Raw genomic sequence first — 26,812 nt, 5'->3', positions numbered from 1 at the left:
TCCGCCTTGCGGAACCCACGAATACCTACGGGCTTTCCGCTACTACAGCGTATGCCACAGCGAGTAGTCGGTTCCGCCTAAAAGCGCCTATTCCGATCATTACAGATGCCCGTGCAGCACAGGTGGCGCAATAATAGGCCGCTCCTCCACCAGCGCGGACAAATCTCCGGGGGACAACAACTGAATTCGGTAGTCAGCCGCCCGCCAGCTCATGGCTGCATAGGGGGTAAGGAACGGCCTTTTCCAGTTGTTCCCGATTTGATACAGTTGTCTGCCTTCGGCATACAGTACCTCAATCCATTGCTTGCGTTGAGCCGGGGTATTCAACGTAGGGAGCATGGGCATGTTTTCCGGTTTGCAAGCCGCCAGCACAGGAATGGGCTCCTCCGGCGGTACAACTACAGGCACTTCCGTATCACCGGAAACCATGACCTCCGGCTTCGGTACCAGGGGAAGTGCCAGCAGATCAAGCTGGGATATTCTGACGGGAGTTACGTATTCACCTCCCGCAGCACGAACTCTATGCAGAAAGCGCCTTCTTCCCGGTTCTAACCGAAATACTGCACCTGAAGGTCCTTGAACGAGCGCTCCTACGGGATAGAAGCTTGCCGCTGACACACGTCTTTCCTTGCCAGATGTTAACTGTTCATCCGGCTTCGCTGCGCCGATTTTCTGACTGTGGAGCAGCTTATTTATGTCCCCCCACTTTTGGACAAAAAAGGATCGGTTCTGGCTATTCTCCTCCATTGAACCGCTTTTTCCGGTCGACTGGAGAAAAGCATAGGCCGTATCCCGATCACTTTTTGTGTAATGAATAAAAGCATCTCCGGCAATTGCCATACGTATCCCCAGCAAGCGAACACGCAGCAGCCAATCTTCAGCGGCTTCCTGACCACTGTGACAGCCTTCGTCCCAGTACCCCGTTTTTTCCAGCGTTTCTCTGCGCAGCAGTAAACAAAATCCGGCCAGGCTCTCGGTTTCTCGCCATGCGGCCGGGTTGGAAATATTGTAGGTCTTGGCAAACGGAAATGCTTCATTTTCGTTTATATAAGGAACCTCAATCTGCTGCGCTCCGAATGGACCATTCGTTACAGGCCCGACGACCCCCAGCCGCGGATCGCTGTCCAAGCACTCCAGCAAACGGTTCAGCCAGCCGGGAGTCACCATAACATGTGGGTCCAGTACCGCAATGGTTGTGCCTTTTGCCATCATCAGTCCCTGATTCAGGCTGCTCAGCATATGAACATCCTTTTTTAGCAGCGCATAACGCACAGCGATACTTTTACGGAGCAAATAGGTGCGTGTTCCGTCCGTTGAGCCGGAGTCCACCACAATAATTTCATGAGGATAGCTCGTATGCTCCTCAATACGGTGAATACAAGCTCGAAGCCGATGAAGCTGATTGCAGGACGGAATGATAATGCTGACGCCTTCAAACACCTTGCCGAACGAAGCCTGGCCAAATCTGCTGCCTTGCTCCTGACCCCTTTTATATCCTGCCCAATAGCCTTTCTTACCGAGCCGTTTGCTATGTTTCCTTCGTATACTCAGGCGTTTCATGCCGTTCACTCCTCCGGGTGGCATTATGCCTATACTATATGCCTGGCCCGGCCGGATGGTGCTTCACCCGAGATCAGGGCAGAAGCCCTTTCATTTTTATTCCAGCCTCCTGCAGGGAAGCGAAGGTTCCTGCATCGCTCCAGTATCGCCGTAAAATATCATATTCCAGCTTGCCCTCAGCGGCATAACAGTTGTTGACATCCGTGATCTCAAGCTCACCGCGCGCCGAAGGATTAATTTGCCTGATCTTATCGAATACGGCAGTATCGTACATGTAAATACCAGTAACGCAATATTTGGATTGGGGATTTTCCGGCTTTTCTTCAATTTTTGAGATGCTCTCCGGCCGCTCGGGATCAAACACCGGTACTCCGTAACGACGGGCATCTGCCACCTTTTTCAACAATACTCTGGCGCTCCCCGGTGGCTGCTGCTTGAACCGTTCGATGACAGGACCCAGGTCCTCCTTGAACAAATTATCCCCTAGCAAAACAGTGAATTTTTCTTCTGGATGCATATAGCTTCTTGCCAGATCAAGTGCTTCCGCAATGCCGCCCGCCTTTTCCTGAATCCGGTATGTCAATTGGACACCATAATCGCTGCCGCTACCCAAAAAATCGGTATACAGTCCAGCCGATTGTTTGCCAATAATGATAAGCATATCGGTGATTCCTGCCTGTCGCAGTCTTTCGATACCATACACAATCATGGGATATTTGCCGACCGGAAGCAGATGCTTGTTGAGCAATGAAGTCAACGGATGAAGGCGCGACCCGGTTCCTCCTGCGAGAATAACCCCTTTCATATCTTCCCTCCTCCTTCAACAGCATGTTCAGCATGTAATCCCTCAACGTTTCCAGTTTCGATAAACATTCTGGGATCTATGCTCCATTTCTCTATAAATAAACGATAGTTCCGCTCGATCAACTCTTCATTCCAGGAAGTGTCTTCGCGCGAAAAGCTCGCATTTCCCTGATGATAAACAAAACAGTCATTACACATCAGCAGCTTATAGCCATGCACGCGTGCCCGCAAACAATAATCGTCATCCTCATAATGTCCGGGACTGAACCGTTCATCAAGTAATCCGATCCGTTCCACCAGTTCGCGCCGGAATAACATGCAAAATCCGACCAATCGCTTGACCTCCTGCCATCTGGATGGATTACTTGTATTATTTTGCTCCGCAAATCGCATCCAACTGGCGAAATCTCCTGCCAATCCGTGAATCTGCTGAATACCGCTGACATAATTGGTCACCGGCCCCACCAGTCCCACCGTGCTTTCACTCTGTAGTGCAGCCAGCATATTGGATAGCCACCCTCGCGTAACTGTCACATCATTGTTCAATATGACAAGCTGGTCGCCCGAAGCCAGACGGAACCCCATATTACAAGCTGTCGGAAATCCCCGGTTTTCGGGAAGACGCACGCTGATCAGACGCTCGGCTGCACAAAAAGCATCCGTGCCGTCATTTGAAGCGTTATCTACTACAATGATTTCATAAGGTACATCCACCGTATGTGTCCGAATCGCCTCAATACACGGCTTGAGCAGATGCAGGCCGTTATAAGTCGGGATAATAATGCTCGTCATACTCATCGTGCATTCCTCCCTTTGGCAACGTCTGCCCGTGTAGGAACGGGACCGAACGGAGAAGTGCCGGCTACCTTCAATACCGCTGTCAGCGCCTCCGCATGATCACCGACGATCAATTGCTCCATAGCGTTTCCTTTGCCGGTATTGAAGGCCCGCTTACGGTTCGTTTTAATGACGTCGACCGAGTGTACGGCTGCCACCATCATCCCGTGCAGTACCGCCATGGCGTGGGCCTTTGGCGGAACAGCGAGCATGGCCGAACCAAGCAAATCCAGCGAGCGTCGTGACAAGGCGTGCGGTACAGCGGTCAATGAGTTTGCTCCAAGATCCGGCCTGCGCAGTATGCGGTTCAGGAAGCCTTTGCACCGTGTTACGCTGTCCTGCTGTGCATAGGGCGGCAAATGTCTGCTCAGATCGTTAAGCGCCACATCCGTTCCCTGATCAACCGCGTGGAGAAAAGGGAGCAAGTCAGACGCTGGAATCGGCAAATCTCCGTCTACAAACAGCACGATATCAGCTTGCGTCATACGCGCGCCTACAGCACGCCCGACATCATGCCCCAGTCGATCCGGCATGTTGACGAGAGTCGCGCCAGGATGATGCTTCGCTACGATGGAGCGCGTGCCGTCCGTACAGCCGTTCAAAACGACAATGATGTCCTTAAGCGGAAGTTTTTCCAGCTCACCCAGCACCCGGTCAATTGTCGACTCCTCATTACAGACACTGACTACGGCTGCCGCTGTTCCCTGCAGTATAATGCCCTCGGGAACTTCTTGTATCTGAGGCAGGTTCACTTCGGTCATTTCCTTTCCCCGAGGTGCGGGTTTCCTCACCCTGCGGCTGTGTATTGAATGCGTCGATCCTTGTCTTCGCTGTACACGTCTGATCCCCCGGCTTGGGTCGTCACGCTTCCCCCTGCGATACTCTCTGCTCACGGTTTCACCTCGTCTCTGATCCGTTTGCGTTCCAAATCGGTGAATCCCGCACGTGTTCCCAGATGTGATGTAATCCAGGCAATAGCATCCAGATGATCCTGTACAATCACATCCACCAGCGGGTCCTTTCCGTTTTGTTTTTTGCGTGTTGCATTCATTCTACCGACAGCTATTCCATATACAGTCATCACTCGCAACCCGGAGACGATGGACATAGCTTGAAATAAAGGGGGATTCTCCAGCGACTTTAGACCTATTTTTTTTAAGGCCCTTTGACTTATGGCATGTGGAATACCTGTCATGGATGCCCCTCCTAAATCAACACGGTTCGACAAAATATTCAATACATGCTTTGCATCAACCACCGGATGTACAGACGTACGATTCACGGGTCCATGGTAATCATTCAGCACAATATCCGCTCCTGCGCAGATAGCCTGTATGAACGGTCGGAGTCTGACACAGGGAATGACGATATCGCCATCCAGAAAAAGCAGTACCTGCCCGGAAGCTGCCTCTGCTCCAATCCGACGGCCCACATCATGTCCCAGCGGTTCCGGGAAGGAAATCACACGCGCCCCTGCCGCCGCTGCCACCTTCGCCGTCCTGTCGCTTGATCCGTTCTCGACCACGATAACTTCGGTATGCGGGTGGACACGGCGTGCCTCACGAATAACAGCTCCGATCGTTTTTTGCTCATTCATGGCAGGGATAATGACAGATACGAGCAATTTGCCACTCGCTGATGGTTCAGAAGGCCGCTCCTCACCTGTCTGTGCGCCTTTTTCCACGCCCGGTTTCTCCCCATTGACTGGACTTATCGGATTCATATGCAGCTTGGGCACTCTTACCGGCAGCCACATCTTTGAGTAAGGATTAGCACCGGAATGCCGCCTGTGATTGAGCTTGAATCCACCTCTTCTCTGCTTCCTCATGCTCCCGTCTCACCTCCCTTATTGCTGTATAGATGGACAGCGTGATTAGGACAGTTCAACATAACCTATGCGGTCCAAATACCGTGTGTAACGGCAAGCGTGGAGCCTTTTCGACAAAGCAATTTTCGACTTTTTTTTACAAAACATATTAATCCTATTAAATAAATCGGTTATCAGGGTCTAAAGATTCATTTTGGATAAATTTGTGACATAGATCTTCTCGTCCGTCATTCTCTGTGCTAATATCAGAGCCAGATGATGGGAGTTCAATAAATCAGCATTTGTTTTTTTTGCATATGGGACTTTTTTTCCATTATCCACTATTATTCCACTTTCTAATATACGACAGGAAAGGAGGAGTTTGTCACCTTTTTAGGCTATATGCTTCACCTGCAGTCCCCCTCTTTTCACTTACGCTTCATGGAAAACTTCACAAAAAACTTCACAAAAAACTTCACGAAAAACACACTTCGGTATTTCTCTTCACGTTCCATTTTCTTCATGTTCCAGACGACAACACGACTTACCTAATTGGCGTAATGCCTAGTCAATGCAGGATGATTCATCCTGACAACTAATCAGGGAGAGTGAATGTTAATGAAAAAAGTATGGGTTTCGCTTCTTGGAGGAGCGATGTTATTAGGGTCTGTAGCGTCTGGTGCATCAGCAGCGGAGAGTTCCGTTTCGGGGCCGGCTCAGCTTACGCCAACCTTCCATGCCGAACAATGGAAAGCACCTTCATCGGTATCGGGCGATGACATCGTATGGAGCTATTTAAATCGGCAAAAGAAAACGTTGCTGGGTACGGACAGCACCAGTGTCCGTGATCAATTCCGTATCGTAGATCGCACAAGCGACAAATCCGGTGTGAGCCATTATCGGCTGAAGCAATATGTAAACGGGATTCCCGTATATGGAGCTGAACAGACCATTCATGTGGGCAAATCCGGTGAAGTGACCTCTTATCTGGGAGCCGTGATTACTGAGGATCAGCAAGAAGAAGCTACGCAAGGTACAACTCCGAAAATCAGCGCTTCTGAAGCGGTCCATACCGCATATCAGGAGGCAGCTACACGGGTTCAAGCCCTCCCTACCTCCGATGATACGATTTCTAAAGATGCGGAGGAGCCAAGCAGTGTAAGCAAAGACACTTACTCCGAAGCAGCTAACAACGGAAAAACGAGTTCCATTGAAAAGGACAAGCTCAGCCTTGAGAAAGCGGCTGACCTGAAAGATAGCAAAATTGAAGCGGTGGAGGCAGAGCCAAATTCCATTGCCAAAATCGCCAATCTGCAGCCTGAGGTAGATCCTAAAGCCGAGCTATATTTCTATGCGAAGGGCGATGCATTGCAGCTGGTTTATGTGACAGAGGTTAATATTTTGGAGCCTGCGCCGCTGCGTACACGCTACATCATTGACGCCAATGATGGCAAAATCGTATCCCAGTATGACATCATTAATGAAGCGACAGGCACAGGTAAAGGTGTACTCGGTGATACCAAAACATTCAACACTACCGCTTCCGGCAGCAGCTACCAGTTAAGAGATACGACTCGCGGGAATGGAATCGTGACTTACACGGCCTCCAACCGTCAAAGCATCCCGGGCACGATCCTGACCGATGCCGATAACGTATGGAATGATCCAGCCGGCGTGGATGCCCACGCTTATGCAGCCAAAACCTATGATTATTATAAGGAAAAGTTCAATCGCAACAGCATTGACGGACGAGGCCTGCAGCTCCGTTCGACAGTCCATTACGGCAATCGTTACAACAACGCCTTCTGGAACGGCTCCCAAATGACTTATGGAGACGGAGACGGCACCACATTTATCGCGTTTAGCGGTGATCCGGATGTAGTTGGTCATGAACTCACACACGGTGTTACGGAGTATACTTCCAATTTGGAATATTACGGAGAATCCGGTGCGCTGAACGAGGCCTTCTCGGACATCATCGGCAATGACATCCAGCGCAAAAACTGGCTTGTAGGCGATGATATTTACACGCCAAGCATTGCGGGTGATGCACTGCGTTCTATGTCCAATCCTACACTGTACGATCAACCGGATCACTATTCGAACTTGTACAGAGGCAGCTCCGATAACGGCGGCGTTCACACGAACAGCGGTATTATAAATAAAGCCTATTATCTGTTGGCACAAGGCGGCACCTTCCATGGTGTAACTGTCAATGGGATTGGCCGCGATGCAGCGGTTCAAATTTACTACAGCGCCTTTACGAACTACCTGACTTCTTCTTCTGACTTCTCCAATGCACGTGATGCCGTTGTACAAGCGGCAAAAGATCTCTACGGCGCGAGCTCGGCACAAGCTACCGCAGCAGCCAAATCTTTTGATGCTGTAGGCGTTAACTAAATCAAATACATGCTCCCCCTCATTTATCCTCTTCCATAGACCTTTGTCAGACCTTTGTCGTTGTGCAACTGTCATCTGCCCCTGCGCATACAATGGACGACTTGGGGGGGCAGTGTACAAGCTGTACCCCTTCCCCCTTATGTATATGGCGTCCCCTCAAAGGGACGCCCTTTTTTGTCTATATCACCTTTCGACCATTATCGACTAAATAAGACAAATGCAAATCAATTTAGGGACTTTAGACTCATTTTGGAGTAATTTGGAATAAACATCTTCTCGTTCCACATTCTCTGTGCTAATATCAGTCCAAGACGATGTAATCACAAAAAAAATAAAACTTTTTTTTTGCATAGGTTTGTTTTTCCATGGTGATCTCGTTTTAGATAAACAACAAATTTTAGACAAACAACAAAGCAACAGGCAACAAGACCTACATAGATGGCAACCATGCCAAAACAAAACAGGATACAATTGATCCTGAACTACACTTGGGAGAGTGATTTTTAATGAAAAAAGTATGGGTTTCACTTCTTGGGGGAGCGATGTTATTAGGGGCTGTAGCACCAGGTGCATCAGCAGCAGAGCATTCTGTTCCTGATCCTACTCAGCTAACACCGACTTTTCACGCTGAACAATGGAAGGCTCCTTCCACGGTAACCGGTGACAATATTGTATGGAGCTATTTGAATCGACAAAAGAAAACCTTATTGAATACAGACAGCACCAGTGTGCGTGATCAGTTCCGCATCATTGATCGTACAAGCGACAAATCCGGTGCAAGCCATTATCGGCTCAAGCAGTATGTAAACGGGATCCCCGTATATGGGGCTGAACAGACCATTCATGTGAACAACGCCGGTAAAGTAACCTCTTATTTGGGTGCCGTCATTTCAGAGGATCAGCAGCAAGACGCGACCGAAGATACCACTCCAAAAATCAGCGCCACTGAAGCCGTTTATACCGCATATGCAGAAGCCTCTGCCCGGATTCAATCCTCCCCATCCAGCAATGATAGCCTTTCTGAGGCTAGTGAGGAACAAGGGAGTGAGAATCAAGGCAGTGAGATTCAAAACAGTGGGATTAAAAGCAGTGTAAGTAATGATACTTACGCAGAGGCGCATAACAACGTACTTTTAACCCCTGTTGACCAAGCAGAGCAAAGTTCCATTGCCAAAATTGCTAATCTGGAGCCAAGTGTAGAGCCCACAGCAGAATTATACATCTATCCAGATGGTGAGACTACACGACTGGTTTATGTAACAGAGGTTAATATTCTTGAACCTGTGCCTCTGCGCACACGCTACTTCATTGATGCGAAAACCGGCAAAATCGTATTCCAGTATGATATCCTCAACCACGCAACAGGCACCGGCCGCGGCGTGGACGGGAAAACGAAATCATTTACGACTACAGCTTCAGGCAATCGGTATCAGTTGAAAGACACGACTCGCAGCAATGGAATCGTGACTTACACTGCTGGCAATCGCCAGACGACGCCAGGTACGATTATGACTGATGCGGACAATGTATGGGAGGACCCTGCGGCTGTTGATGCCCATGCCTACGCCATTAAAACCTATGACTATTACAAGAATAAATTCGGTCGCGACAGTATTGATGGACGTGGTATGCAAATTCGTTCGACAGTCCATTACGGCAAAAAATACAACAATGCCTTCTGGAATGGTTCCCAAATGACTTACGGAGACGGAGACGGGTCCACATTTACCTTCTTCAGCGGCGATCCAGATGTCGTAGGACATGAGCTTACCCACGGCGTCACCGAGTTCACCTCCAATTTGGAGTATTATGGTGAATCCGGTGCATTGAACGAAGCCTTCTCGGATATTATCGGTAATGATATAGATGGCACCAGTTGGCTTCTTGGCGACGGCATTTATACGCCTAATGTTCCAGGCGACGCTCTGCGTTCCCTGTCCGATCCTACACGATTCGGCCAGCCGGATCATTATTCCAATTTCTATCCGGACCCCAACAATGATGATGAAGGCGGAGTCCATACGAACAGCGGTATTATCAATAAAGCCTATTATTTGCTGGCACAAGGCGGTACGTCCCATGGTGTAACGGTAACTGGTATCGGACGCGAAGCGGCTGTATTCATTTACTACAATGCCTTTACCAACTATTTGACCTCTACCTCCAACTTCTCTAACGCACGCGCTGCTGTTATACAGGCAGCCAAGGATTTTTATGGTGCTGATTCGCTGGCAGTAACCAGTGCTATTCAATCCTTTGATGCGGTAGGAATCAAATAAATGATATCCTGTGTTCCTCGCAATTGTTCCTCATCCAAGAGATAGACACCTGCTATACAGCCCTCATTTGATCCTGCTCGTAAGCAGTCAAAAAAATGGGGGTGCAGTGCAAGTCTGTACCCCTTCCCCCTATATCTAGGGCATCCCTCCTCAAGGGTTGCCTTTTTTTTTCTAAACCTACAATGGCTATGCGAGAGTTAACATAATATTTATTTTCGATATATTTCGACCAGATACGACATTTCCATTAACATTTTGGGACTAATGAATTATTTTGGGCTATTTTGTAAAACGAATCTTCTCGTTCGACATTCTCTGTGCTAATATCAGAGCCGAGACATGAAAGACCTACATACATGACGCAATACCTATTCAAAATCGGGTATTTTTATCCCACATTATCTAGGGAGAGTGAATATTAATGAACAAGGTATGGTTTTCACTTCTTGGAGCAGCGATGTTATTAGGTTCTGCCGCTCCCGGAGCCTCCGCAGCTGAAAATGCGGTTCCCGCACCAACTCAATTTGCACCGACATTTCAAACAGTAAGCTGGAAGTCTCCTACATCAGTGACTGGTGACGACCTGGTCTGGAGCTTTTTGAATCGACAACAGAAAACGTTAATGAGCTTGGACAATATCAACAGCGGCACCAATGTCCGTAAGCAATTTCGCATCATGGATCGAACCACTGACAAATTTGGTACAACGCATTATCGACTCAAGCAGTATGTGGACGGAATTCCCGTATTTGGAGCCGAACAAACAATCCATGTGAACAAGTCCGGTAAAATCACCTCTTATTTGGGAGCTGTCATTTCAGAGGATCAGCAAGCCGACGCTAAAGAAAACACAACTTCAAAAATCAGCGCTACTGAGGCCGTATATACCGCGTATGAAGATGCAGCTACACGGATTCAGTCGCTTTCTTCCTCCGTCAATACCGTTTCTGAACCTATCGAGAATACAAGTAATGTAAGTAAAGACACTTACGGAAAAGCATCTAACAATGAATTATCGATTTCTATTGATAAGGAACCATTGGAGCTGGAAAAAGAAGCTGAGCTGAAGAACAGCAAATTGGAAGTGGCAGAGCCTTCATCCTCATCTATTGCCAAAATCGCCAATCTGGAACCAAGCGTAGACCCTACAGCAGAGCTCTACATCTATCCTTATGCAGACTCAACTCGTCTCGTTTATGTAACTGAAGTTAACATTTTGCAGCCTACTTTACTGCGCACACGTTACTTCATTGATGCTAATGACGGAAAAATCGTATACAAATATGACATCCTTAACGAAGTCATTGGCAAAGGACGCGGTGTATTTGGCGATACCAAAACATTTGAAACGACCGCTTCGGGCAAGAAATACCAGCTAAAGGATACTACCCGTGGTAAAGGCATTTTAACTTATAACGTTCACAACACCGAGACGCTTCCCGGCACCCTGTATACAGACTCAGATAACGTATGGGAAGATCCGGCTGCGGTAGATGCCCATGCTTACGCGATTCGCACTTATGATTATTTCAAAGATAGATTTGGGCGCGACAGCATTGACGGGCATGGCATGGCCATCGCCTCGGCCGTCCATTACGGTCCAAAGAACTACAATAATGCCCACTGGGGTGGAACGCATATGCTCTACGGGGACGGAGACGGCACGTTGTTTGCCCCTTTCAGCAGCGACCTTGAAATTGTCGCTCATGAGCTGACGCACGGCGTAACCGAGCATTCATCCGGGCTGGTATATTTCGGTGAATCTGCTGCCCTGAGCGAAGCCATCTCGGATATTATCGGCAATGACATCGATCGCACCAATTGGGATTTTGGCAAAGTCGCTTATACACCTAACATTAAGGGTGACGCCATCCGCTCCCTTTCCGATCCGGTCAAATACGGTCAGGTAGATCACTACAGCAATTTTTATCCTGACCCAAATAACGAGGATTATGGCGGGGCCCACATCAATAGCGGTATTATTAATAAAGCCTACTATCTACTGGCACAGGGCGGGACCTTCCATGGAATCAAGGTAGATGGAATCGGACGTGATGCTGCCGTCTATATCTACTATAATGCGTTTACTAACTATTTGACTTCGACCTCTAACTTCTCCACCGCGCGTGCTGCCGTTATTCAGGCGGCCAAGGATAGCTACGGTGAGGATTCAATAGCGGTAACCTCTGCCATTAAGTCCTTTGATGCTGTAGGTATAAAATAAGTTTGTTGGACACATCTCCTCAGATATTACAAGTTTACCCCCTTCCTCCTTATATATACGGCGTCCCCTCAGCGGGACGCCTTTTTTTGCCTTCAATATCCCATCGCAATCCACAGGATCACCCCTTCACATGTCGAGCCCGAGTGTTCACGTTCCACAGTAAGTACCGCTGAATGCCTCTGACGTTTTGTGACACCTACCATCACCCCCGGCACACTCGCATTGGCTGTGACTACATATTGGGTATTGATAAATGGCTTTTTGAACACAATGCTCACTTCATCCCTGTCTGTTGTGGCGGGAAGGTAAAAAGGAATGCTGCCAAATTGAGATGAAGCTTTCTCTGGATCAGAAGCCTCATCACAGGCCGATATGCCATCTTCAATTGCATCTACCCTTGATGGGTCGTCCATGTGGATACCTGGATCGGCATTTTCCCCGGGCAAGACCATTCGCTGCTTGGAGCGATGTCTCCCTTCTGCTATGTGGATACTGGTAATGGAACAATCGAGTAACGATTCTTGCTCTGCCTGACCTTCCGTCGTGATCAACGGAAGGTCGTTATCCGTCTGGATTTCCGTATCCGAATCAGGTACAGACAACAGCAATACAGATGCCCGATTCATCAGCATCGCTTCCTCCAGCGTCTTGGGCAGCTTATGCTTCTTCCTGACCACTTCTTCAACAGCTTGAACCGAGAGTTCCGTTTCTATGGATGTGGGTACCGCTGACTCTCCACGCTGTATCGGTCTATGAATGCCAGAAGTTGAAGCCGTTTTATCCTTGCTCACACGGGGGGCCTCGTTGGGAAGGTTGCGCCGCGCTGTTTTCTTATCCTTATGACCATGGTTCGTACGATGATTCATAGTGACCGCTCCTTTGGCACAGGAGTGAACCAGCGGTCGCTCCGCTTCATTCACCCGGCTGGGAATCATGGCTAATGCCTATAAGTTAGCCTATGCACATAAAGGCGCCCATGTCACTCGGTTGCACAATCCAGCATCATTTGCGCCCATCGCTGTGCTGAATGCTGCCATAAGAACCGTCTCCGCACCTCACCAAGCCCGGCTTCTCCCATCCGCCGCCGCAAGCCCGTCTGCCGGAGCAGTCCGATGATGGCCGCAGCCATTTCCCGCTCCCCGGGGGATGGATCGACAAGCCAGCCCGTCTCGCCGTGTCGTACAACCTCCGGAATGCCGCCGATACGGGAAGCAACCACGGGCATTTCTGCCGCCATAGCTTCCAGATTGACCAGCCCGAAGGCTTCATCCTCCACCGAAGGAACGACAGCCACGTCGGCCAACTGATAGAGCGAGGCCAGCGCCGGATGGGGAACATAGTCCAGAAATTGGACGTGCTTTTCCAATCTTAGCTTACGCATCTGCCGCCGCAACGAAGCCGTGTACGGCGTGAGGCGGTCGTGACCGTAATAAGCGCTGCCTGCAATGAGCAGCAGCACATCCGGGCAGGCCCGGACGACACGGCGCAGGGCCTGGAGCAGCCGGTGAACACCCTTCCCCGGCATCAATCTGCCTGCGTATAGCACGATCCGTCGGCCTGACCAGCCGAAGTCGTCCAATCGCGCCGCTCTGACCGCTTCTCCTACCGGGGTCCAGCGTGGCAGAAAATCACCGGGATGAATGCCCAGGTTGTTTACGACGATACGTTCCCTAACAACAGCAGGACTGTTGGCGGCGACGCTGACCCCCAAATAAGCGCTGTTCACGACGATCCGATCGAGTGGCAGCAGCAGTCTGCCTATGTCCTCTCGTTTGAGATGGGGCTCGCGGATAAAAGTGGTCGAATGCAAGGTCAGCACCACTCGGCTATCAGGCAAAGCCTCGCGAATGGCATGCGCAGCAGTCGGGCGGTTGTGTACATCTACTACTGCAGGTGACCATCTCTTCAAGTCAGCAATTACCTCTGGAATATAGCCTGCCCCTCGCGTATAACGCATGCATGGGACTCCGTCCACGTCTCCATGGTCCGGTGTCTCTGTTCCCTTGATCCCATAGATCTGTGCCTGAAGCACATGACTGGCTAGTGGTACCATACAGGCAATAACCCGCTCCACAGAGCTGCTGCGGGGCGAAGGTATCACAAAAGAGCCCGGTGTAACGACCGCTACCTTGGGCCTCTGCATCCATCCTTCACCTACTTCCCTCTCTTATTCCAGCACCCTTCAACACTCATCTAGTATCATATCGTCTCCTTCCCTGAAAGGTGCCTGATTTCTCACTTTGGGCATACCGCAAGGCTAGCGTCCATGCCTGGCCAATCATTGATACATATGATGGACTAGAATTACAGTATGGTCAGTTGGAGTGACTATAAGGAGGGCGGACATACTCATGTTGCATGTCGGCGTCATGCTCAACCCGGTGGCCTACCGGGGCATCCCCGCCATGAAGACGCGATATGAATCCATCGCCAATTACGAGGACGCCGGGTTAAGCTATGAGCTCATCCCCTGCTTTCTTCGTCTGGAGGATATTCATATAGTGACTGGAACATGCCGGGCTTTTGTTAAACACGGCAACGAGTATCGGCAGATGATTCTTCCGTTGCCGCCGGTCATCCACAATCGAACTCTTTATCGGCATAATGAAAATGCCAGCGATATCCATAGGCTGGTACAAAAGGGAATCTATATTTTTAATGAACAAAACCGTTTCCGCAAGGACCATATACACGCGATTTTGCAGGAAGACCCGTTGCTACGCATCCACCTCCCCAAAACATTGCAAGGCAACCTGTCTTCAATCCATTCTCTGATGGAGCAAACCGGGGATGTTGTAATTAAGCCCAGCAGCGGTAGTGTTGGCAGAGGAATTATGCGTCTGCGGCATTCCCGTGGCCACTGGACCCTGCAATGTGCTCATCCTTCTAAACGTGAGCGCTGGTCCACGCTACGCTTACATGTCGGAGAACTGCCTTTATTTCTGCACAAGCGACTGCTGCATGTGCCTCACATCGTACAGGAAACCATACCGCTTGCTTTGTACAACAATCGTCCCTTTGATATCCGTGTGACCGTTCAGCGTGGATATGGCGGCATCTGGGGGGTGACAGGCATGTTTGCCAAAATTGCCCCTTCCCACACCTTTGTATCCAATGTGGCACAGGGCGGTACAGCCCGTTCCTTACCGGAGGTGTTGTCACAGGCACAGGCACAGGCGGCTAAAGTCTCGAATATAGCCCGTTTGATGAATGAACTGGAGAGACTCGCGTTACAAATCGTTCACCGACTGGCACAGAGCCTTCCCCGGCTTGCTGACGTCGGTTTGGATCTGGGTATCACCCAAGAGGGCAACATTTTTTTTATCGAGTGCAACGGTCGCGACCAGCGCTACGGCTTCAGTCAGGCAGGCATGAACAATGTCTGGAAGGAAACGTACACTCAGCCAATGGCTTACGCCCGGTGGCTTCTTGAACGGATGCCTTCAGCAGACACCGAACGTTCACTCGATCGTCCACTGTATTGATTTACGTCACATTCTGTGTCAATATAGTTCAGAGCGGCCGGACAGGTTCCGGCCAAGACGGCTCGGAGATGAACAGGGGGATCTGAAATGGCAAAACAATGGCTGCGGCTCATGACGGAGCTATCATCGCGCAAGTGGGTGTGCCGGATTGTGGGCTCCTTCGCGCAAAGCGGTGCAAGCCGACTTTTTATCCCCACCTTTATACGTACGTACCAGATCCAGACGCATGAGGCGGAACAGGAATGGAAGGCATACCGTTCTCTGAACGCCTATTTTACACGCAAATTGAAAGCGGGCATGCGCCCGATTGATACGAACGCCGAGGTGATGACCAGTCCGGTGGATGCACGGATTACTTTTACTGGACCAATTACGTCTGGCACTCTTTTGAATGTCAAAGGACAGGATTATACGCTGGATGAGCTGCTTAACCGCTCGCCGCGTCTTGAAAAGTACACACACGGCTATGCTTATGTGCTCTACCTCAGCCCGACGGATTATCATCGTATTCATGCGCCGGTATCCGGCACGCTGGTAGAGAAGGAGCATCTGCGCGGCAAGGTATATCCCGTAAATGACTTCGGTTTGCAGCATATGAAGCGAGTACTTAGCCGTAATGAACGACAGATTACGTACATTGCCCATGAATATGGTGAGGTGGCTGTCGTCAAAGTTGGCGCGATGAATGTGAGCAGCATCAAGTATACGGACGATCAAGCCGTTTCATGGCAAAAAGGCGACGATCTCGCATATTTCGAATTTGGATCAACCGTCGTTCTATTGACGGAAAATGGGACGTTTGAGCCAGACCCCGCGTTGAAGCCGGGCGATGTGGTAAAAATGGGACAACGTCTTGGTTGCTTCCGCCATGATGCTAAAGCGTAACCGGCTTTACCGCCAGTGCGTTGCAGCTACCCATACAAAAAGGACCCGGCATTACTGCCTGGGTCCTTTTCGTTTTGTCAAACGATAGCACTCCATATGCCCGAAAAATCTGAACAGCTCGTCCACCGTCATGGCTCTACCTGATCTCGGACGGACTTTTCCCTGTATATTGCTTGAATTGACGGCTGAAGAAAAAGATATCACGGTATCCCAAAGCCTCTGCCACCTCGGTCACATTCATTCCGGCATGCAGCAAAAGATGCTGCGCGCGCTCAATCCGCATACTGATAATATGAGATTGCGCGGAAACGCCCAGCAGCTCCTTGAATTTAATTGAAAAATAACGCGGCGACAGCCCTGCCCGTGCCGCCAAATCCTCGACACGATGAGGAAGTCCCGGATGCTGACGCACATAGTTGGCCGTTTCTCGAATGACCTCGGTGAGCTGGTTGCTGGCCTGCTGCTCCTGCGGCTCCTTGCGATCGGCACGCAGCAGATGAATCATCAATTGCTTCAGGATCAGCCTGCCTTCCTCCTCAGCTCCGTAAGCATGCTCCAAGCGCAGGCGGACGTACCTGGCGAGCATATGCTCCACCTCGAACGTTTCCTCCAGCATACGGTAGCTTGCAGGGATGAGCTTCGGCTGCTCGGAAAGATCAAAATGAATATAAGTAAGTATAAGCGGCTTTTGCGGGTTATGTGTGGCACGGGTATCATCCCCGGGCTTGAACAGAAAGCAGCTGCCTTTGCTCACTGAATAGGCTTCCCCGTTTAATACAACCGTCCCTTCTCCGCTCCATACATAAAATAAATCATAGTTTGGCATCGGCTTTTCACGCACCTGCCATTTCCAGCCCGGCTCGCACACAATCTTGGCAAAGGCGGGCAGCAGGATAAACGATGACGCAGACATATCCAGCAACATCTGCACCTCCTTTTGCTATTCTTTGGATGTTCTCTATCCCGTTAAATACTAATATAAGCGCAGCGCAGCCAATACGCAAAAAATTACTAACAGTTGGCATGAAGCTGAATCAGCTTGCAGACACCAGCGATCAATAGCTGTACAAAAGGAACTTGCCGAACTGCGCGAGAGCTTGATAAAATATAGCCGTCGTTAAGTACTTTTTTAGTGCAATTTTCTACCACTCTCTCCGAATCTTGGAGGGACTGGCACCGTCGGGAGCAGGATTGCAAAGAACAGCAGCCTTTGTACCTCCCCCGAAGCAGACGCGAAGAAGCGACACAAAAATCGGGTACTGGTACCTCAAGGAGAGTGTGGTATTCATGCTAGACAAAGACACAACTGATCAACAATTAGCTGTTTTATCAACCATTCAAAACAATTTAGGTATGATCATGTTTGACACGCAAGGACAAGTCACTTGGTCCAATGAACTTTTCGCTAGTGCAATGGGATATAAGGTTGATGAAATTGTCGGTATTCATCACAGCAAGCTTTGCTTGCAAGAATTTGTATCCAGTCATGCGTATGCTGACTTATGGAGTAATTTGCGTCAAGGAAAAGCCTTTCAAGATAAAATCGTACGGGTTACAAAAGATAGAAGAAAGTTAACACTAGAGGCAACTTATATGCCTATCCTTAAAGAAAATCATGTCCAAGCAGTCATCAAGATAGCAACTGACATCACGAAACGCGAAACCGTTCTCCAGGAAAGTACGGCAGAACTGATAGCAATGGTGGAAGAAATGACTGCTAACACTGATGAGGTATTGGAAGCTTCGAAGCTGATTGTAGACCATATGGCAAAGTTGAATACGGAATCTGCAGTAGTCAGAGACCAGCTCAAAAGTATCCAATCAGTCACTAGTGTTGTCAAGGATATTGCTTCTCAATCTCATTTGCTGGGTTTGAATGCCGCCATTGAAGCTGCCCGAGCCGGTGAACAGGGACATGGCTTTGAGGTGGTTGCCAATGAAGTTAGAAAAATGGCGGCCTCCAGCAAGCTATCTGCAGAAGACATCTTCATTCAAATAAATGAAATTGCAAAAACAATGTCGTCGATGATGCAAAAAATTGAAGATATCACGGACCAGATTTCCAACAATTCGGATGCTATGAGTGAATTAAAAAAAGCCTATGATCATATCGCTGCTACCACAGAAAATTTGGCAGCCTCAATTTAAGTCGCTTACTTTCAGTTGCGTCCCCTTAATGCTTTTGCGTGACGCTTACCGAGTGTAATGCTATAATATGTAATCAAAATGACTTGGAAGGATGAAACGGGAATGAATCCACTGGTAGCACAGTTAAACCAAAACATTCAGACAGGCAACGAGCATGTATATCAAATGCTTTCCCTTTTGGGCAAAGAAATTTATTTTCCAAAAGAGGGAATTTTGAGTCAATCCGCAGAGGCGGGGAAACTTGCCAAAAAGTATAACGCAACGATTGGTATTGCTACTGAAGGCAGCGGTCCTATGCATTTGCAGGTTATTCAGGAGAAGCTGTCCGCATATAGTCCCAAGGATTTATACCCATATGCTCCCCCTGCGGGCAAGCCTGAGCTGCGCAGCGTATGGCGCGATAAAATGCTGAAGGAAAATCCTTCACTGGCTGGAAAAAGCTTTAGCCTTCCCGTAGTTACAAACGCGCTGACCCACGGCCTGAGTATCGTTGCCGACCTGTTTACAGATGAAGGGGATGCTGTCATCTACCCGGACAAAAACTGGGAAAATTATGAGCTGACCTTCGGTATTCGACGTCATGCACGATTGGTGAACTACCCATTGTTCACGGAGGATCATCGCTTTAATAGCGAGGGGTTACGTGAGGCGCTGCTGGCGCAGAAAGAGTACGGCAAAGCGATCGTTGTGCTGAACTTCCCGAACAACCCAACTGGCTATACACCGGGCGCCGAAGAGGGGAAAGCAATTGTGGCTGCCATTCAGGAAGCCGCAGAGGCAGGCATCAATGTTGTGGTGGTGACAGACGATGCTTATTTTGGTCTGTTCTTCGAAGACTCCCTGCATGAATCGCTATTCGGTCAGTTAGCTGGACTTCATCCTAGAATTTTACCAGTCAAAGTCGACGGAGCTACCAAAGAAGAATACGTTTGGGGTTTCCGTGTCGGATTTATTACCTTCGCTTCCGAAAATCAGGATGTGCTGAACGCACTGGAGCAAAAAACATTGGGGATTATCCGGGCAACGATTTCGAGCGGCCCTCACCCGTCCCAAACCTTTGTACTGGAGGCTCTCAAATCTCCTGATTTTGAGCAGCAAAAGAAAGAAAAGTTCCAAATTATGAAGGGACGGGCCAATAAAGTCAAAGCATTGCTGGATAGCGGAAAATACAAAGATGTATGGAGCTATTATCCTTTCAATTCCGGTTATTTCATGTGTCTCAAGCTGAACGGCTTGTCCGCCGAGCGGCTGCGTATACATTTGCTGGAGCAATATGGAGTTGGAACGATTGCACTGGGTGAGCACGACCTGCGAATCGCGTTCTCCTGCATCGAGGAAGAATATCTTGAGGACTTGTATGACATTGTTTATCGTGGCGCACAGGATTTGTTGAACGCCTGATGATAGCGGGTTAAATGTATAGCTTAATGAAGCGGTATGCCGGATGTTGCGGTATACCGCTTTTTTTGGAGTTCGCTGCATGATTGTCAATCACACTTTGGGATAGATTATCCTTCAGCAGCGAGCAAGGATTCCTGTGCCAGCGGCAGCAGGATGATCACCTCGGTCCCGACCCCCGGCTCACTCTCATAGCGTATACTCCCGTTCATTGCTTCAATGATTCGAAAGGAGACCGCCGTTCCCAGTCCCGTTCCTACCTCCTTGGTCGAAAAAAACAGAGTGCCCAATCGATCTAGATGCTCCCGGCTCATGCCTTTCCCATTATCTCTAATACTCAGACACGCCTTTTCTTCATGAATTATCAGTGTTATGTATACCCTGCCTCCATCCTCGGCTGCCTCAATCGCATTTTTCGTCACATGTACTAATGCCTGTAGCAACTGGTTACGATCTGTATATACGTATATTTCATTCTTTAGCTCTGTATATAGTCTTACACCTTGCTTGGTCGCCATCGGATTCAGAAGCAGAACAATCTGCTGCACCATACCCGACAAATCCATCAACTCTGTTTGGCCAATCTGCGGTCTCGACAAGCTCAGATAGTCGCTAATAATTCTTTCAGCCCGATCTGTCTCTGCCAGCGCCAAAGCAATATACCTGCGGTTTTTCCCTTCCAGCTCTGGCTGAACCATTTGCAGGAACCCTTTAACCACAGTCAATGGATTCCGTACTTCATGGGCCATAGAGGCAGCCAGTTCACCCAATGTGTTGATACGCTCGGCCTGTCGAATCTTTCTCCTCATTTCTTCCCGTTCCAGACTGAACTCCATCCAGAATGAAGAGGCCCCAACACTTAGGAATTGGATCACACCAAACCCGATAATGATCTTGATCAGTTCGATTTCATCCTTATCCAGGCTGCCATTAACCCAGGAATGTATAAAAAGAATACTCAGCATAACCATGCTGGCCCATATACTCATCAGCATATTGATGCCTACCCGGAAAAACATGCCTTTGAGCTGCACAAACTTTTTTCTCGCCAGGAGGGGGCCGAGATAACAGAAGATCATGCTGAGTAGCCCGACATCTACGGATTCCGGACCTATATACATACGAGCTAACACCATCACTGTTATATTCAGCAATCCTGCCTTGGGGCCAAAATACAGCACGGATAGAATCAAAGGAACATAGCGGAGATCCCAGTATAAGCCATACCAAATGTACGAAAAAACAATGCATAGCACAGAAGACACACCCAGCACCCCTCCCATAAGCAGCGGGGCATGTTTCATATGTCGGTGATCCGACAAAGCGCTGTACACCAGCAACGGTACAAACACAAGAAATATGTTTACGAGCAGCTTATCGACCAGCATCTCGTCTTTCCCACTTTCCAAGTGATAATGATTACATACTTCTTCTATTCTCGCTAATGCGTGTCTTTTCCTTTCTATACTCCCGTATCTGATAAAAAATATAAGGCGATTCGGCAACCTATCTGAACATTGGCCCACGCCATCTGGGAAGCCGCCTCATAAGATACGGTGTATCCTTTATCACAATGAACGAGAGGAGAATGGGCATGGGAGCAGAAGAAACAAGAGGCGGTTACGGTGGTTACGGTGGTCATGGCGCATTCACAAGCACAGGAACCATTTTGGTATTGTTCATTTTATTAGTTATCATCAGTAAAACGTTCTTTATTTATTAGGCAGCTGAATATCTGCACCCACAGCTGACAATAGCAGCAACCGCGCAAAAAAAAGGCTAACCTGCAAACAGCCCCTGCTGCTTGCGGATTAGCCTATTCTTTATCTATTAAAATTCAGATTACACTTCTTCCTCATCCTGTCCGTCCGAACGCCATTTTTTCGCCTGTGTTCCCCGGATCAGAAACACCACAACAACTCCGCCAACCAGCGTAAGCAGCGTAGACAGTAGATCCTCAGTTCCTTTTGCCAGAAAAGGAAGCCACAGGACTACGGCAGCGGGCAACGTCAATCGGACGACAAAGTCCAGAAAAGACGCGCGGCGATGATGTACAGGAATCGGATATAGCTGAAGCCACAACGAATCCTTGTGATACTGCCTGAGCGAAGTGATTTGTACGCCAATGAGAAATATAAAAAATAAATACACCGCAATGCCAATCCAGCCCGTATGGGTGATATATATAATTAATAGACCCAAAATACCTAACCGAATGACAATACCTGCAGGTTCTGTACGTAAAAACGTCTTAAACAGCAGATAGCGATACGCTCCCTTTCTGCCCCACGGTATGTTTCCCCCCAGCCAGGAAAGCCAGCGGCGCGGAGTTACTCTCTGCGTAAGGGCAGGTACATCGACGAACCAGCCCAACGTACGCATCACCCGAGCGGCCTGCATGCTTTCTGTCCGAATCAGTTTTTCCCAAGCTACTAACAGCTTGACCGGAAAACGCAGGACAAGCACGTAGACCACGCTGACCAATATGATAAACGGCAAGCTGCGGAGCGAAGGTTGCCACAGCCATGCGGCTACCATCAGCACAGCCAGCACCCACCGAAGCAGACGATAACCTGCGCTGGCGCCAACCGATACCATGCGAAGCTCCTGCCAGCCGCCATAGCTGAACAGCAGCTTCAACAGCACAAACAGCAGCAGGGTCAACAGCAACGGCTTAGGTGCGACATCGCTGCGAATATACAGGGGCCACGCGATAATGGACAACAACAGCAGACCGAATATTTTATACACCACACCCCGGATGCGGCTGGCCTTAAAATAATGCTGCATCGCATATTCCTGCGGACGCAGGAAGACAATATCCGCCGCGTCCAAATACGTACGAAAGCTCGCATGGGCAATCGGAATAGCTACAATCAGCATGATCCAGCGGATGGGCAAATCCGGTGGAGTATGCATCAGCAGCGACGTGTACCATGCAGCAAAAGCAATCAGCGCAAAGCCGAAGACCACTGCCAGTCCGCTCTGAATGACATAGCCCAGATAGGGCAGCACCTGTCCCCAGAACGCAACACGTCTTTCTTTATGCAAGCGTTGCAAGTCCATACTCATTCCCTGCCCTGTACCAGCTCATAAAATGCATCTTCCAGCGGCATGCCCGGCTTACCCGCCTGTGCTGTCACTTCATCCAGCGTACCCTGCGCAATGATGGCGCCCTGATGAAGCACAATGAAACGATCACAATAATTTTCAATCGTGGACAAAATATGAGAACTAAGTAAAATGGATGAGCCTGAACGCTTCATTTCCAGCATAAAGTCAAGCAGGGAACGAATCCCCAGCGGGTCCAGGCCCAAAAATGGCTCATCAATAACATACAACGGCGGTCCCGCTAAAAATGCGCACATAATCATGACTTTCTGACGCATCCCTTTGGAAAGATGCATGGACATGCTTCCGCTCTTGTCCCGCATACGGAACAGATCCAGCATCTGGTTACTACGTGTGCGGAAATCCGCTTCACTGACTCCGTAAGCCCTGGCGGTGAACTCCATATGCTCCATCACCGTCATTTCAGGATACAGCTCTGGAGATTCGGGTACAAAAGCAATGGCTCCCTGATATTGCTCGGGATTCTCCTCTTGCTTATGTCCCTGCACGCGAATTTCTCCGGCCTGCGGTGTCATTAGGCCCAAAATATGCTTCATGGTCGTACTTTTCCCGGCCCCGTTCAGACCGATCAGTCCGACCATTTCGCCCGGCTTCACATCGAGCGAAATCTGATGCAGCACCGGGCGCTTGGCACTGTATCCTCCGGTCAGTCCATTAATTTGCAATACAGGCTGTTGTTCCATGGCTCCCCCTCTTCTCCCTTATCCGTTCGGTCCTTATTCGTTCGGCTTCGACCCTTTTTCCTTCAGCCATCTTGGCGCACCCTTGTTTTTACGCTCACGCTCGCGTTGTGCTTTTCCTGCTTTGGACAAGGCAGCTCCTTTGCCCTTGCCTGAAGCCGAACCGGCGGCGGCAGTCCTTCCGGGACGTCCATTCTCACCACGAACAGGCGCCTTGCCGCTTTCCACTGCGTCAGAAATCGTTCTCGCCTCGGATGGCTTTACAGGCGCACGCTTGGCATCCGCCGGACGCGGCACGACCACACGTCCTCCATACAACGCACGCTCTGTGATGTTAATGTCCAGCTCACGGGAGAACTTGCGCATAATAAACGTTTCGCGCTCGGTAACAACAGACACAACCAGTCCTTTGCGTCCCATCCGTCCTGTACGTCCCGCGCGGTGAACATAGGCTTGACTGTCCGTAGCCGGATCAAAATGAATGACCATTTCCAGCCCTTCAATGTCCAGACCACGGGCTGCCACATCGGAAGCGATCAGCACCTTGAGCTTGTCCTCCCGGAATCGGGCCAGCACGTTGCTGCGCGTGACTTTATCCGCATCACCATACAGGGATGCTGTAGTCAGTCCCATATGATTGAGCTTGGCTTCAATCTCCCCGATCGCATTCGTTGTATTCACGAATACCAGCGCTTTTCTCGGATTAAAATGACGCACCAGGCGGCGCAGCATATCCACCTTATCCCGCTCTTCGGTCACAAAGTAATAATGCTCCAGTCCACTGGCTGTCTTCTGATCGGGATCAATGCCGATTTCCACGTAATCATTCATCTCACGCTTCGCCAGCGCTTGAATCTCATCGTTCAGCGTTGCGGACAAAAATACCAATTGACGATCACGCTGGGCAGTGCCCAATATGTTCTTCACATCACCCGCTCCGCCGAGCTGGAACATCTGGTCCACCTCGTCGATGACGATGGTTGTGATGTTGTGCATTTTCAGCTTTTTCGCAGCAATGAGTTCCCGTACACGTCCCGGTGTGCCGACAACAAGCTGTGGATGATCCTTTAGCTTCTCGATCTGGCGTTTGATGGCTGCTCCGCCGATCAGGCCAAGCACGCGGATTCCGCGCTGCTCTCCGTAACGCTGACCCTCGCGCACAATTTGCATCGCCAGCTCCTGACTTGGAGCCAGTATCATCTTTTGCGTAGCCTTTTTCTGCGGGTCAATCGCTTGCAGCAGCGGCAGCAAATAGGCCAGTGTCTTCCCTGTGCCCGTCTGCGAGCGCGCCAATACATGCTTCCCCTTCATCATTTCGGGTATAGCCTGCGCCTGCACCGGCGAAGGCTGTGTAATTTCATGCTCAGCCAGTTTGGTCAACAGATCTGGTTCAATGCCAAGCGATTCAAAATTCAATGTCATGAAAAGGTCCAACCCCTATACGTAAATTCGTTACTCTCCATTATATGCGAAAATAGCCCTGTTACCAAATCACAAAAATAAAAGATGTCCCTCACCATACCCATGGCTTTTGGGACATCTTTTATTTCTTGTTCATTACACCATGACCCAGCCTGTCAGTCAGTCTGGGAGCAAGCTGATACAGCTTGAGAAAAGGAGATACCCACCGCGGCAGATTAACCTCTTCCCTACGAAGCTCTATCGCCCTTACAATGTGCTGTGCTACCTTATCCGGCTTAAGCATAAACCAGCCTACATTACGAACATATCCGCCCGAAGGATCTGCAAGCTCAAAAAATGGCGTGTCAATCGGCCCGGGATTTATCGTCGTTACGGTCACGCCGCTCCCGCGCAGCTCTTGCCGAAGCGCATTGCTGAACCCGAGCAATGCATGCTTCGTCGCTGTGTAGGAAGTCGATTTGGCAGTCCCGATTTTCCCGGCCATAGATGCTACATTGACAATCTGCCCGCTGCGCTGCTCTGTCATTTGCGGCAAAAACGCCTTTATGCAGCGAACAGCTCCCATGTAGTTCACGTCCATCATTCGTTCAAATTCCGTCAGGTCTGTTTCATGAAAATACTCAAACTTTCCGTAACCCGCATTGTTAAGCAAAATATCGACCTGTCCGTACTGCTCCATTACCCGGGTAGCAACGGCCTCTACTTGCTCCTGACGGGTGACATCCAATGGAATCAACTCATGTCTGCCGCTGATTGTCGCAGACACTTGCTCCAGCCGCTCCTGCGAGCGTGCTGTCAAAATAGGGACCGCGCCCTTTTCGCTCAACAAGCGTGCACAGAGAGCGCCAATCCCGCTCGATGCCCCTGTAATTACAACTACCTTATCTTGCAATATACTCACGGTCATCCCTCCATATTAAAGAAAACCTTCTTCTCTAATATTAAGAGATCATGACCTGAATATCCATCTCACCGATTCCTTCCACAGTAAGCGGAATAAAAAGGGCACGCTGAGGTACAAAAGTAGTCAGGTTTTCCGATTTCATGACTTGCGGAGGCGTGATGTCTACGACAATTCCCTGACTGGACAAAATCGTACTGGCATTACCACTAATCATATTGCCCAATTCGGAAATTGCACTTTTTCCCATCTCGTCAATTTCAGTCAAGACAAATCCGCCCATCATCGCTGATACCATACGTAGCGCCACCTGTTCATTCAGACCGAACACAATATTTCCGCTAAGCTGTCCGGTCATTCCGATCATAATCCAGATATGGTCATCCACCAGCTCGACATTTTTCACACCGAGATCGCCGGGTGAAGGAGAGACTTGGATCAGTTGTTCAATGACCCGTCGCGCCGACTCCAAAAAAGGATTTATCACTTCTGCCTTCACGATCATTGCGCCCCTTTACGATGGGCTTTTAGACATACAACAAAAGTCCCATTTTAATTAGAATTTTTAATTCAAACATTGATACAAAACGAGTCGACCCTCAACAAAATACTCTCTTTATCACTTATCGACAGCTTCCCGGCAATTTTTTATAGCCAAATCACAAAAAATGTGAATATTGTCCTATATCTCACTTCCTATCGGAATTAAGCTACTTATTTTTGATGTATATCAGGACTTTAGTCTTTATTTTCCAATATACCATACTTCACCGTGCTCTGCTTTGATTCATTGCCCTTCCTGCCCGAATAACCTATAATCTAATGAAATAAAGCTTATCGACGGTTTTAC

General features: G+C 49.2%; 22 protein-coding genes. 8 read left to right on the top strand and 14 right to left on the bottom strand.

What is annotated here, in order from left to right; genetic code table 11:
- Window positions 1-99 precede the first annotated feature (99 nt).
- The 5 genes from B4V02_RS05150 to B4V02_RS05130 all read right to left on the bottom strand — a co-directional run bounded on the left by B4V02_RS05150 (window position 100) and on the right by B4V02_RS05130 (window position 5,029).
- On the bottom strand, window positions 100-1,560 hold the full coding sequence (locus B4V02_RS05150) for a glycosyltransferase family 2 protein (protein ID WP_094153986.1): 1,461 nt from the start codon (window positions 1,558-1,560) through the stop codon (window positions 100-102).
- 73 nt (window positions 1,561-1,633) lie between these two features.
- Entirely contained in the window at window positions 1,634-2,365 is a 732-nt protein-coding gene (locus tag B4V02_RS05145; protein ID WP_007431871.1) for a sugar phosphate nucleotidyltransferase, read from the bottom strand.
- Window positions 2,362-3,162, bottom strand: a complete 801-nt coding sequence (locus B4V02_RS05140) for a glycosyltransferase family 2 protein (RefSeq protein ID WP_094153985.1) — start codon at window positions 3,160-3,162, stop codon at window positions 2,362-2,364. Before B4V02_RS05140 ends, B4V02_RS05145 begins: the two co-directional genes overlap by 4 nt.
- Window positions 3,159-4,094: a glycosyltransferase gene (locus tag B4V02_RS05135; protein ID WP_167383742.1), complete on the bottom strand. Its 936-nt coding sequence runs from the start codon at window positions 4,092-4,094 to the stop codon at window positions 3,159-3,161. Before B4V02_RS05135 ends, B4V02_RS05140 begins: the two co-directional genes overlap by 4 nt.
- Window positions 4,091-5,029, bottom strand: a complete 939-nt coding sequence (locus B4V02_RS05130; RefSeq protein WP_094153983.1) for a glycosyltransferase family 2 protein — start codon at window positions 5,027-5,029, stop codon at window positions 4,091-4,093. The genes B4V02_RS05135 and B4V02_RS05130 overlap by 4 nt, the downstream gene beginning before the upstream one ends.
- 597 nt (window positions 5,030-5,626) lie before the next feature.
- Between B4V02_RS05130 and B4V02_RS05125 the strand changes: the two genes are divergently transcribed.
- The 3 genes from B4V02_RS05125 to B4V02_RS05115 all read left to right on the top strand — a co-directional run bounded on the left by B4V02_RS05125 (window position 5,627) and on the right by B4V02_RS05115 (window position 11,911).
- Complete coding sequence (locus tag B4V02_RS05125) at window positions 5,627-7,408, top strand: M4 family metallopeptidase (RefSeq protein ID WP_094153982.1); 1,782 nt, start codon at window positions 5,627-5,629, stop codon at window positions 7,406-7,408.
- Window positions 7,409-7,914: 506 nt separating this feature from the next.
- Window positions 7,915-9,687 (top strand): M4 family metallopeptidase, encoded by a 1,773-nt coding sequence (locus B4V02_RS05120; RefSeq protein WP_094153981.1) that lies wholly within the window; start codon window positions 7,915-7,917, stop codon window positions 9,685-9,687.
- A 421-nt stretch (window positions 9,688-10,108) separates the two neighbouring features.
- A complete protein-coding gene (locus B4V02_RS05115) occupies window positions 10,109-11,911 on the top strand; it encodes a M4 family metallopeptidase (RefSeq protein ID WP_094153980.1) in 1,803 nt (600 codons plus the stop codon).
- 92 nt (window positions 11,912-12,003) lie between these two features.
- Here B4V02_RS05115 and B4V02_RS05110 read toward each other — a convergent pair whose 3' ends face one another.
- Both B4V02_RS05110 and B4V02_RS05105 read right to left on the bottom strand, forming a co-directional pair.
- Window positions 12,004-12,777 carry a WIAG-tail domain gene (locus B4V02_RS05110; protein ID WP_094153979.1) on the bottom strand — a complete coding sequence of 258 codons (774 nt, stop codon included), beginning with the start codon at window positions 12,775-12,777 and terminating at the stop codon, window positions 12,004-12,006.
- A gap of 113 nt (window positions 12,778-12,890) precedes the next feature.
- Entirely contained in the window at window positions 12,891-14,054 is a 1,164-nt protein-coding gene (locus B4V02_RS05105; protein ID WP_094153978.1) for a glycosyltransferase family 4 protein, read from the bottom strand.
- A 208-nt stretch (window positions 14,055-14,262) separates the two neighbouring features.
- Between B4V02_RS05105 and B4V02_RS05100 the strand changes: the two genes are divergently transcribed.
- Together B4V02_RS05100 and asd are read left to right on the top strand one after the other, a co-directional pair.
- Window positions 14,263-15,396, top strand: a complete 1,134-nt coding sequence (locus tag B4V02_RS05100; protein ID WP_094153977.1) for a YheC/YheD family endospore coat-associated protein — start codon at window positions 14,263-14,265, stop codon at window positions 15,394-15,396.
- A gap of 87 nt (window positions 15,397-15,483) precedes the next feature.
- Window positions 15,484-16,281, top strand: coding sequence for an archaetidylserine decarboxylase (asd, locus tag B4V02_RS05095; RefSeq protein ID WP_007431882.1), 798 nt, complete (start codon window positions 15,484-15,486; stop codon window positions 16,279-16,281).
- A gap of 136 nt (window positions 16,282-16,417) precedes the next feature.
- Here the strand turns inward: asd and B4V02_RS05090 are convergent, their stop codons facing one another.
- Window positions 16,418-17,203, bottom strand: a complete 786-nt coding sequence (locus tag B4V02_RS05090; RefSeq protein WP_094156940.1) for a helix-turn-helix domain-containing protein — start codon at window positions 17,201-17,203, stop codon at window positions 16,418-16,420.
- 365 nt (window positions 17,204-17,568) lie between these two features.
- Here B4V02_RS05090 and B4V02_RS05085 point away from each other — a divergent pair, with 365 nt between their 5' ends.
- Window positions 17,569-18,429: a methyl-accepting chemotaxis protein gene (locus B4V02_RS05085; protein WP_094153976.1), complete on the top strand. Its 861-nt coding sequence runs from the start codon at window positions 17,569-17,571 to the stop codon at window positions 18,427-18,429.
- Window positions 18,430-18,531: 102 nt separating this feature from the next.
- Window positions 18,532-19,830 carry an aminotransferase class I/II-fold pyridoxal phosphate-dependent enzyme gene (locus B4V02_RS05080; RefSeq protein WP_094153975.1) on the top strand — a complete coding sequence of 433 codons (1,299 nt, stop codon included), beginning with the start codon at window positions 18,532-18,534 and terminating at the stop codon, window positions 19,828-19,830.
- A gap of 107 nt (window positions 19,831-19,937) precedes the next feature.
- Here B4V02_RS05080 and B4V02_RS05075 read toward each other — a convergent pair whose 3' ends face one another.
- The gene (locus tag B4V02_RS05075; protein WP_094153974.1) at window positions 19,938-21,215 is read right to left on the bottom strand and encodes an ATP-binding protein; all 1,278 of its coding nucleotides are present in this window, start codon (window positions 21,213-21,215) and stop codon (window positions 19,938-19,940) included.
- A 206-nt stretch (window positions 21,216-21,421) separates the two neighbouring features.
- On the opposite strand from B4V02_RS05075, the gene B4V02_RS26265 reads away from it, so the two are divergent.
- Window positions 21,422-21,550, top strand: coding sequence for a hypothetical protein (locus B4V02_RS26265; protein WP_007431887.1), 129 nt, complete (start codon window positions 21,422-21,424; stop codon window positions 21,548-21,550).
- Window positions 21,551-21,669: 119 nt separating this feature from the next.
- Here the strand turns inward: B4V02_RS26265 and B4V02_RS05070 are convergent, their stop codons facing one another.
- From B4V02_RS05070 to B4V02_RS05050, 5 genes are all read right to left on the bottom strand, one after another.
- Window positions 21,670-22,893 carry an ABC transporter permease gene (locus B4V02_RS05070; protein WP_094153973.1) on the bottom strand — a complete coding sequence of 408 codons (1,224 nt, stop codon included), beginning with the start codon at window positions 22,891-22,893 and terminating at the stop codon, window positions 21,670-21,672.
- A 2-nt stretch (window positions 22,894-22,895) separates the two neighbouring features.
- Window positions 22,896-23,642, bottom strand: coding sequence for an ABC transporter ATP-binding protein (locus tag B4V02_RS05065; protein WP_007431889.1), 747 nt, complete (start codon window positions 23,640-23,642; stop codon window positions 22,896-22,898).
- A 33-nt stretch (window positions 23,643-23,675) separates the two neighbouring features.
- Entirely contained in the window at window positions 23,676-25,061 is a 1,386-nt protein-coding gene (locus B4V02_RS05060) for a DEAD/DEAH box helicase (RefSeq protein WP_094153972.1), read from the bottom strand.
- A gap of 121 nt (window positions 25,062-25,182) precedes the next feature.
- Window positions 25,183-25,962, bottom strand: coding sequence for an SDR family NAD(P)-dependent oxidoreductase (locus B4V02_RS05055; RefSeq protein WP_094153971.1), 780 nt, complete (start codon window positions 25,960-25,962; stop codon window positions 25,183-25,185).
- Window positions 25,963-26,002: 40 nt separating this feature from the next.
- Window positions 26,003-26,461 carry a chemotaxis protein CheX gene (locus B4V02_RS05050; RefSeq protein WP_007431892.1) on the bottom strand — a complete coding sequence of 153 codons (459 nt, stop codon included), beginning with the start codon at window positions 26,459-26,461 and terminating at the stop codon, window positions 26,003-26,005.
- Between the last annotated feature and the right edge of the window lie 351 nt (window positions 26,462-26,812).

This window comes from Paenibacillus kribbensis (assembly GCF_002240415.1).
Lineage (GTDB): Bacteria > Bacillota > Bacilli > Paenibacillales > Paenibacillaceae > Paenibacillus > Paenibacillus kribbensis.
Note: the sequence above shows the minus strand (reverse complement) of the source record. Positions and strands in the feature narration are given on the sequence as shown.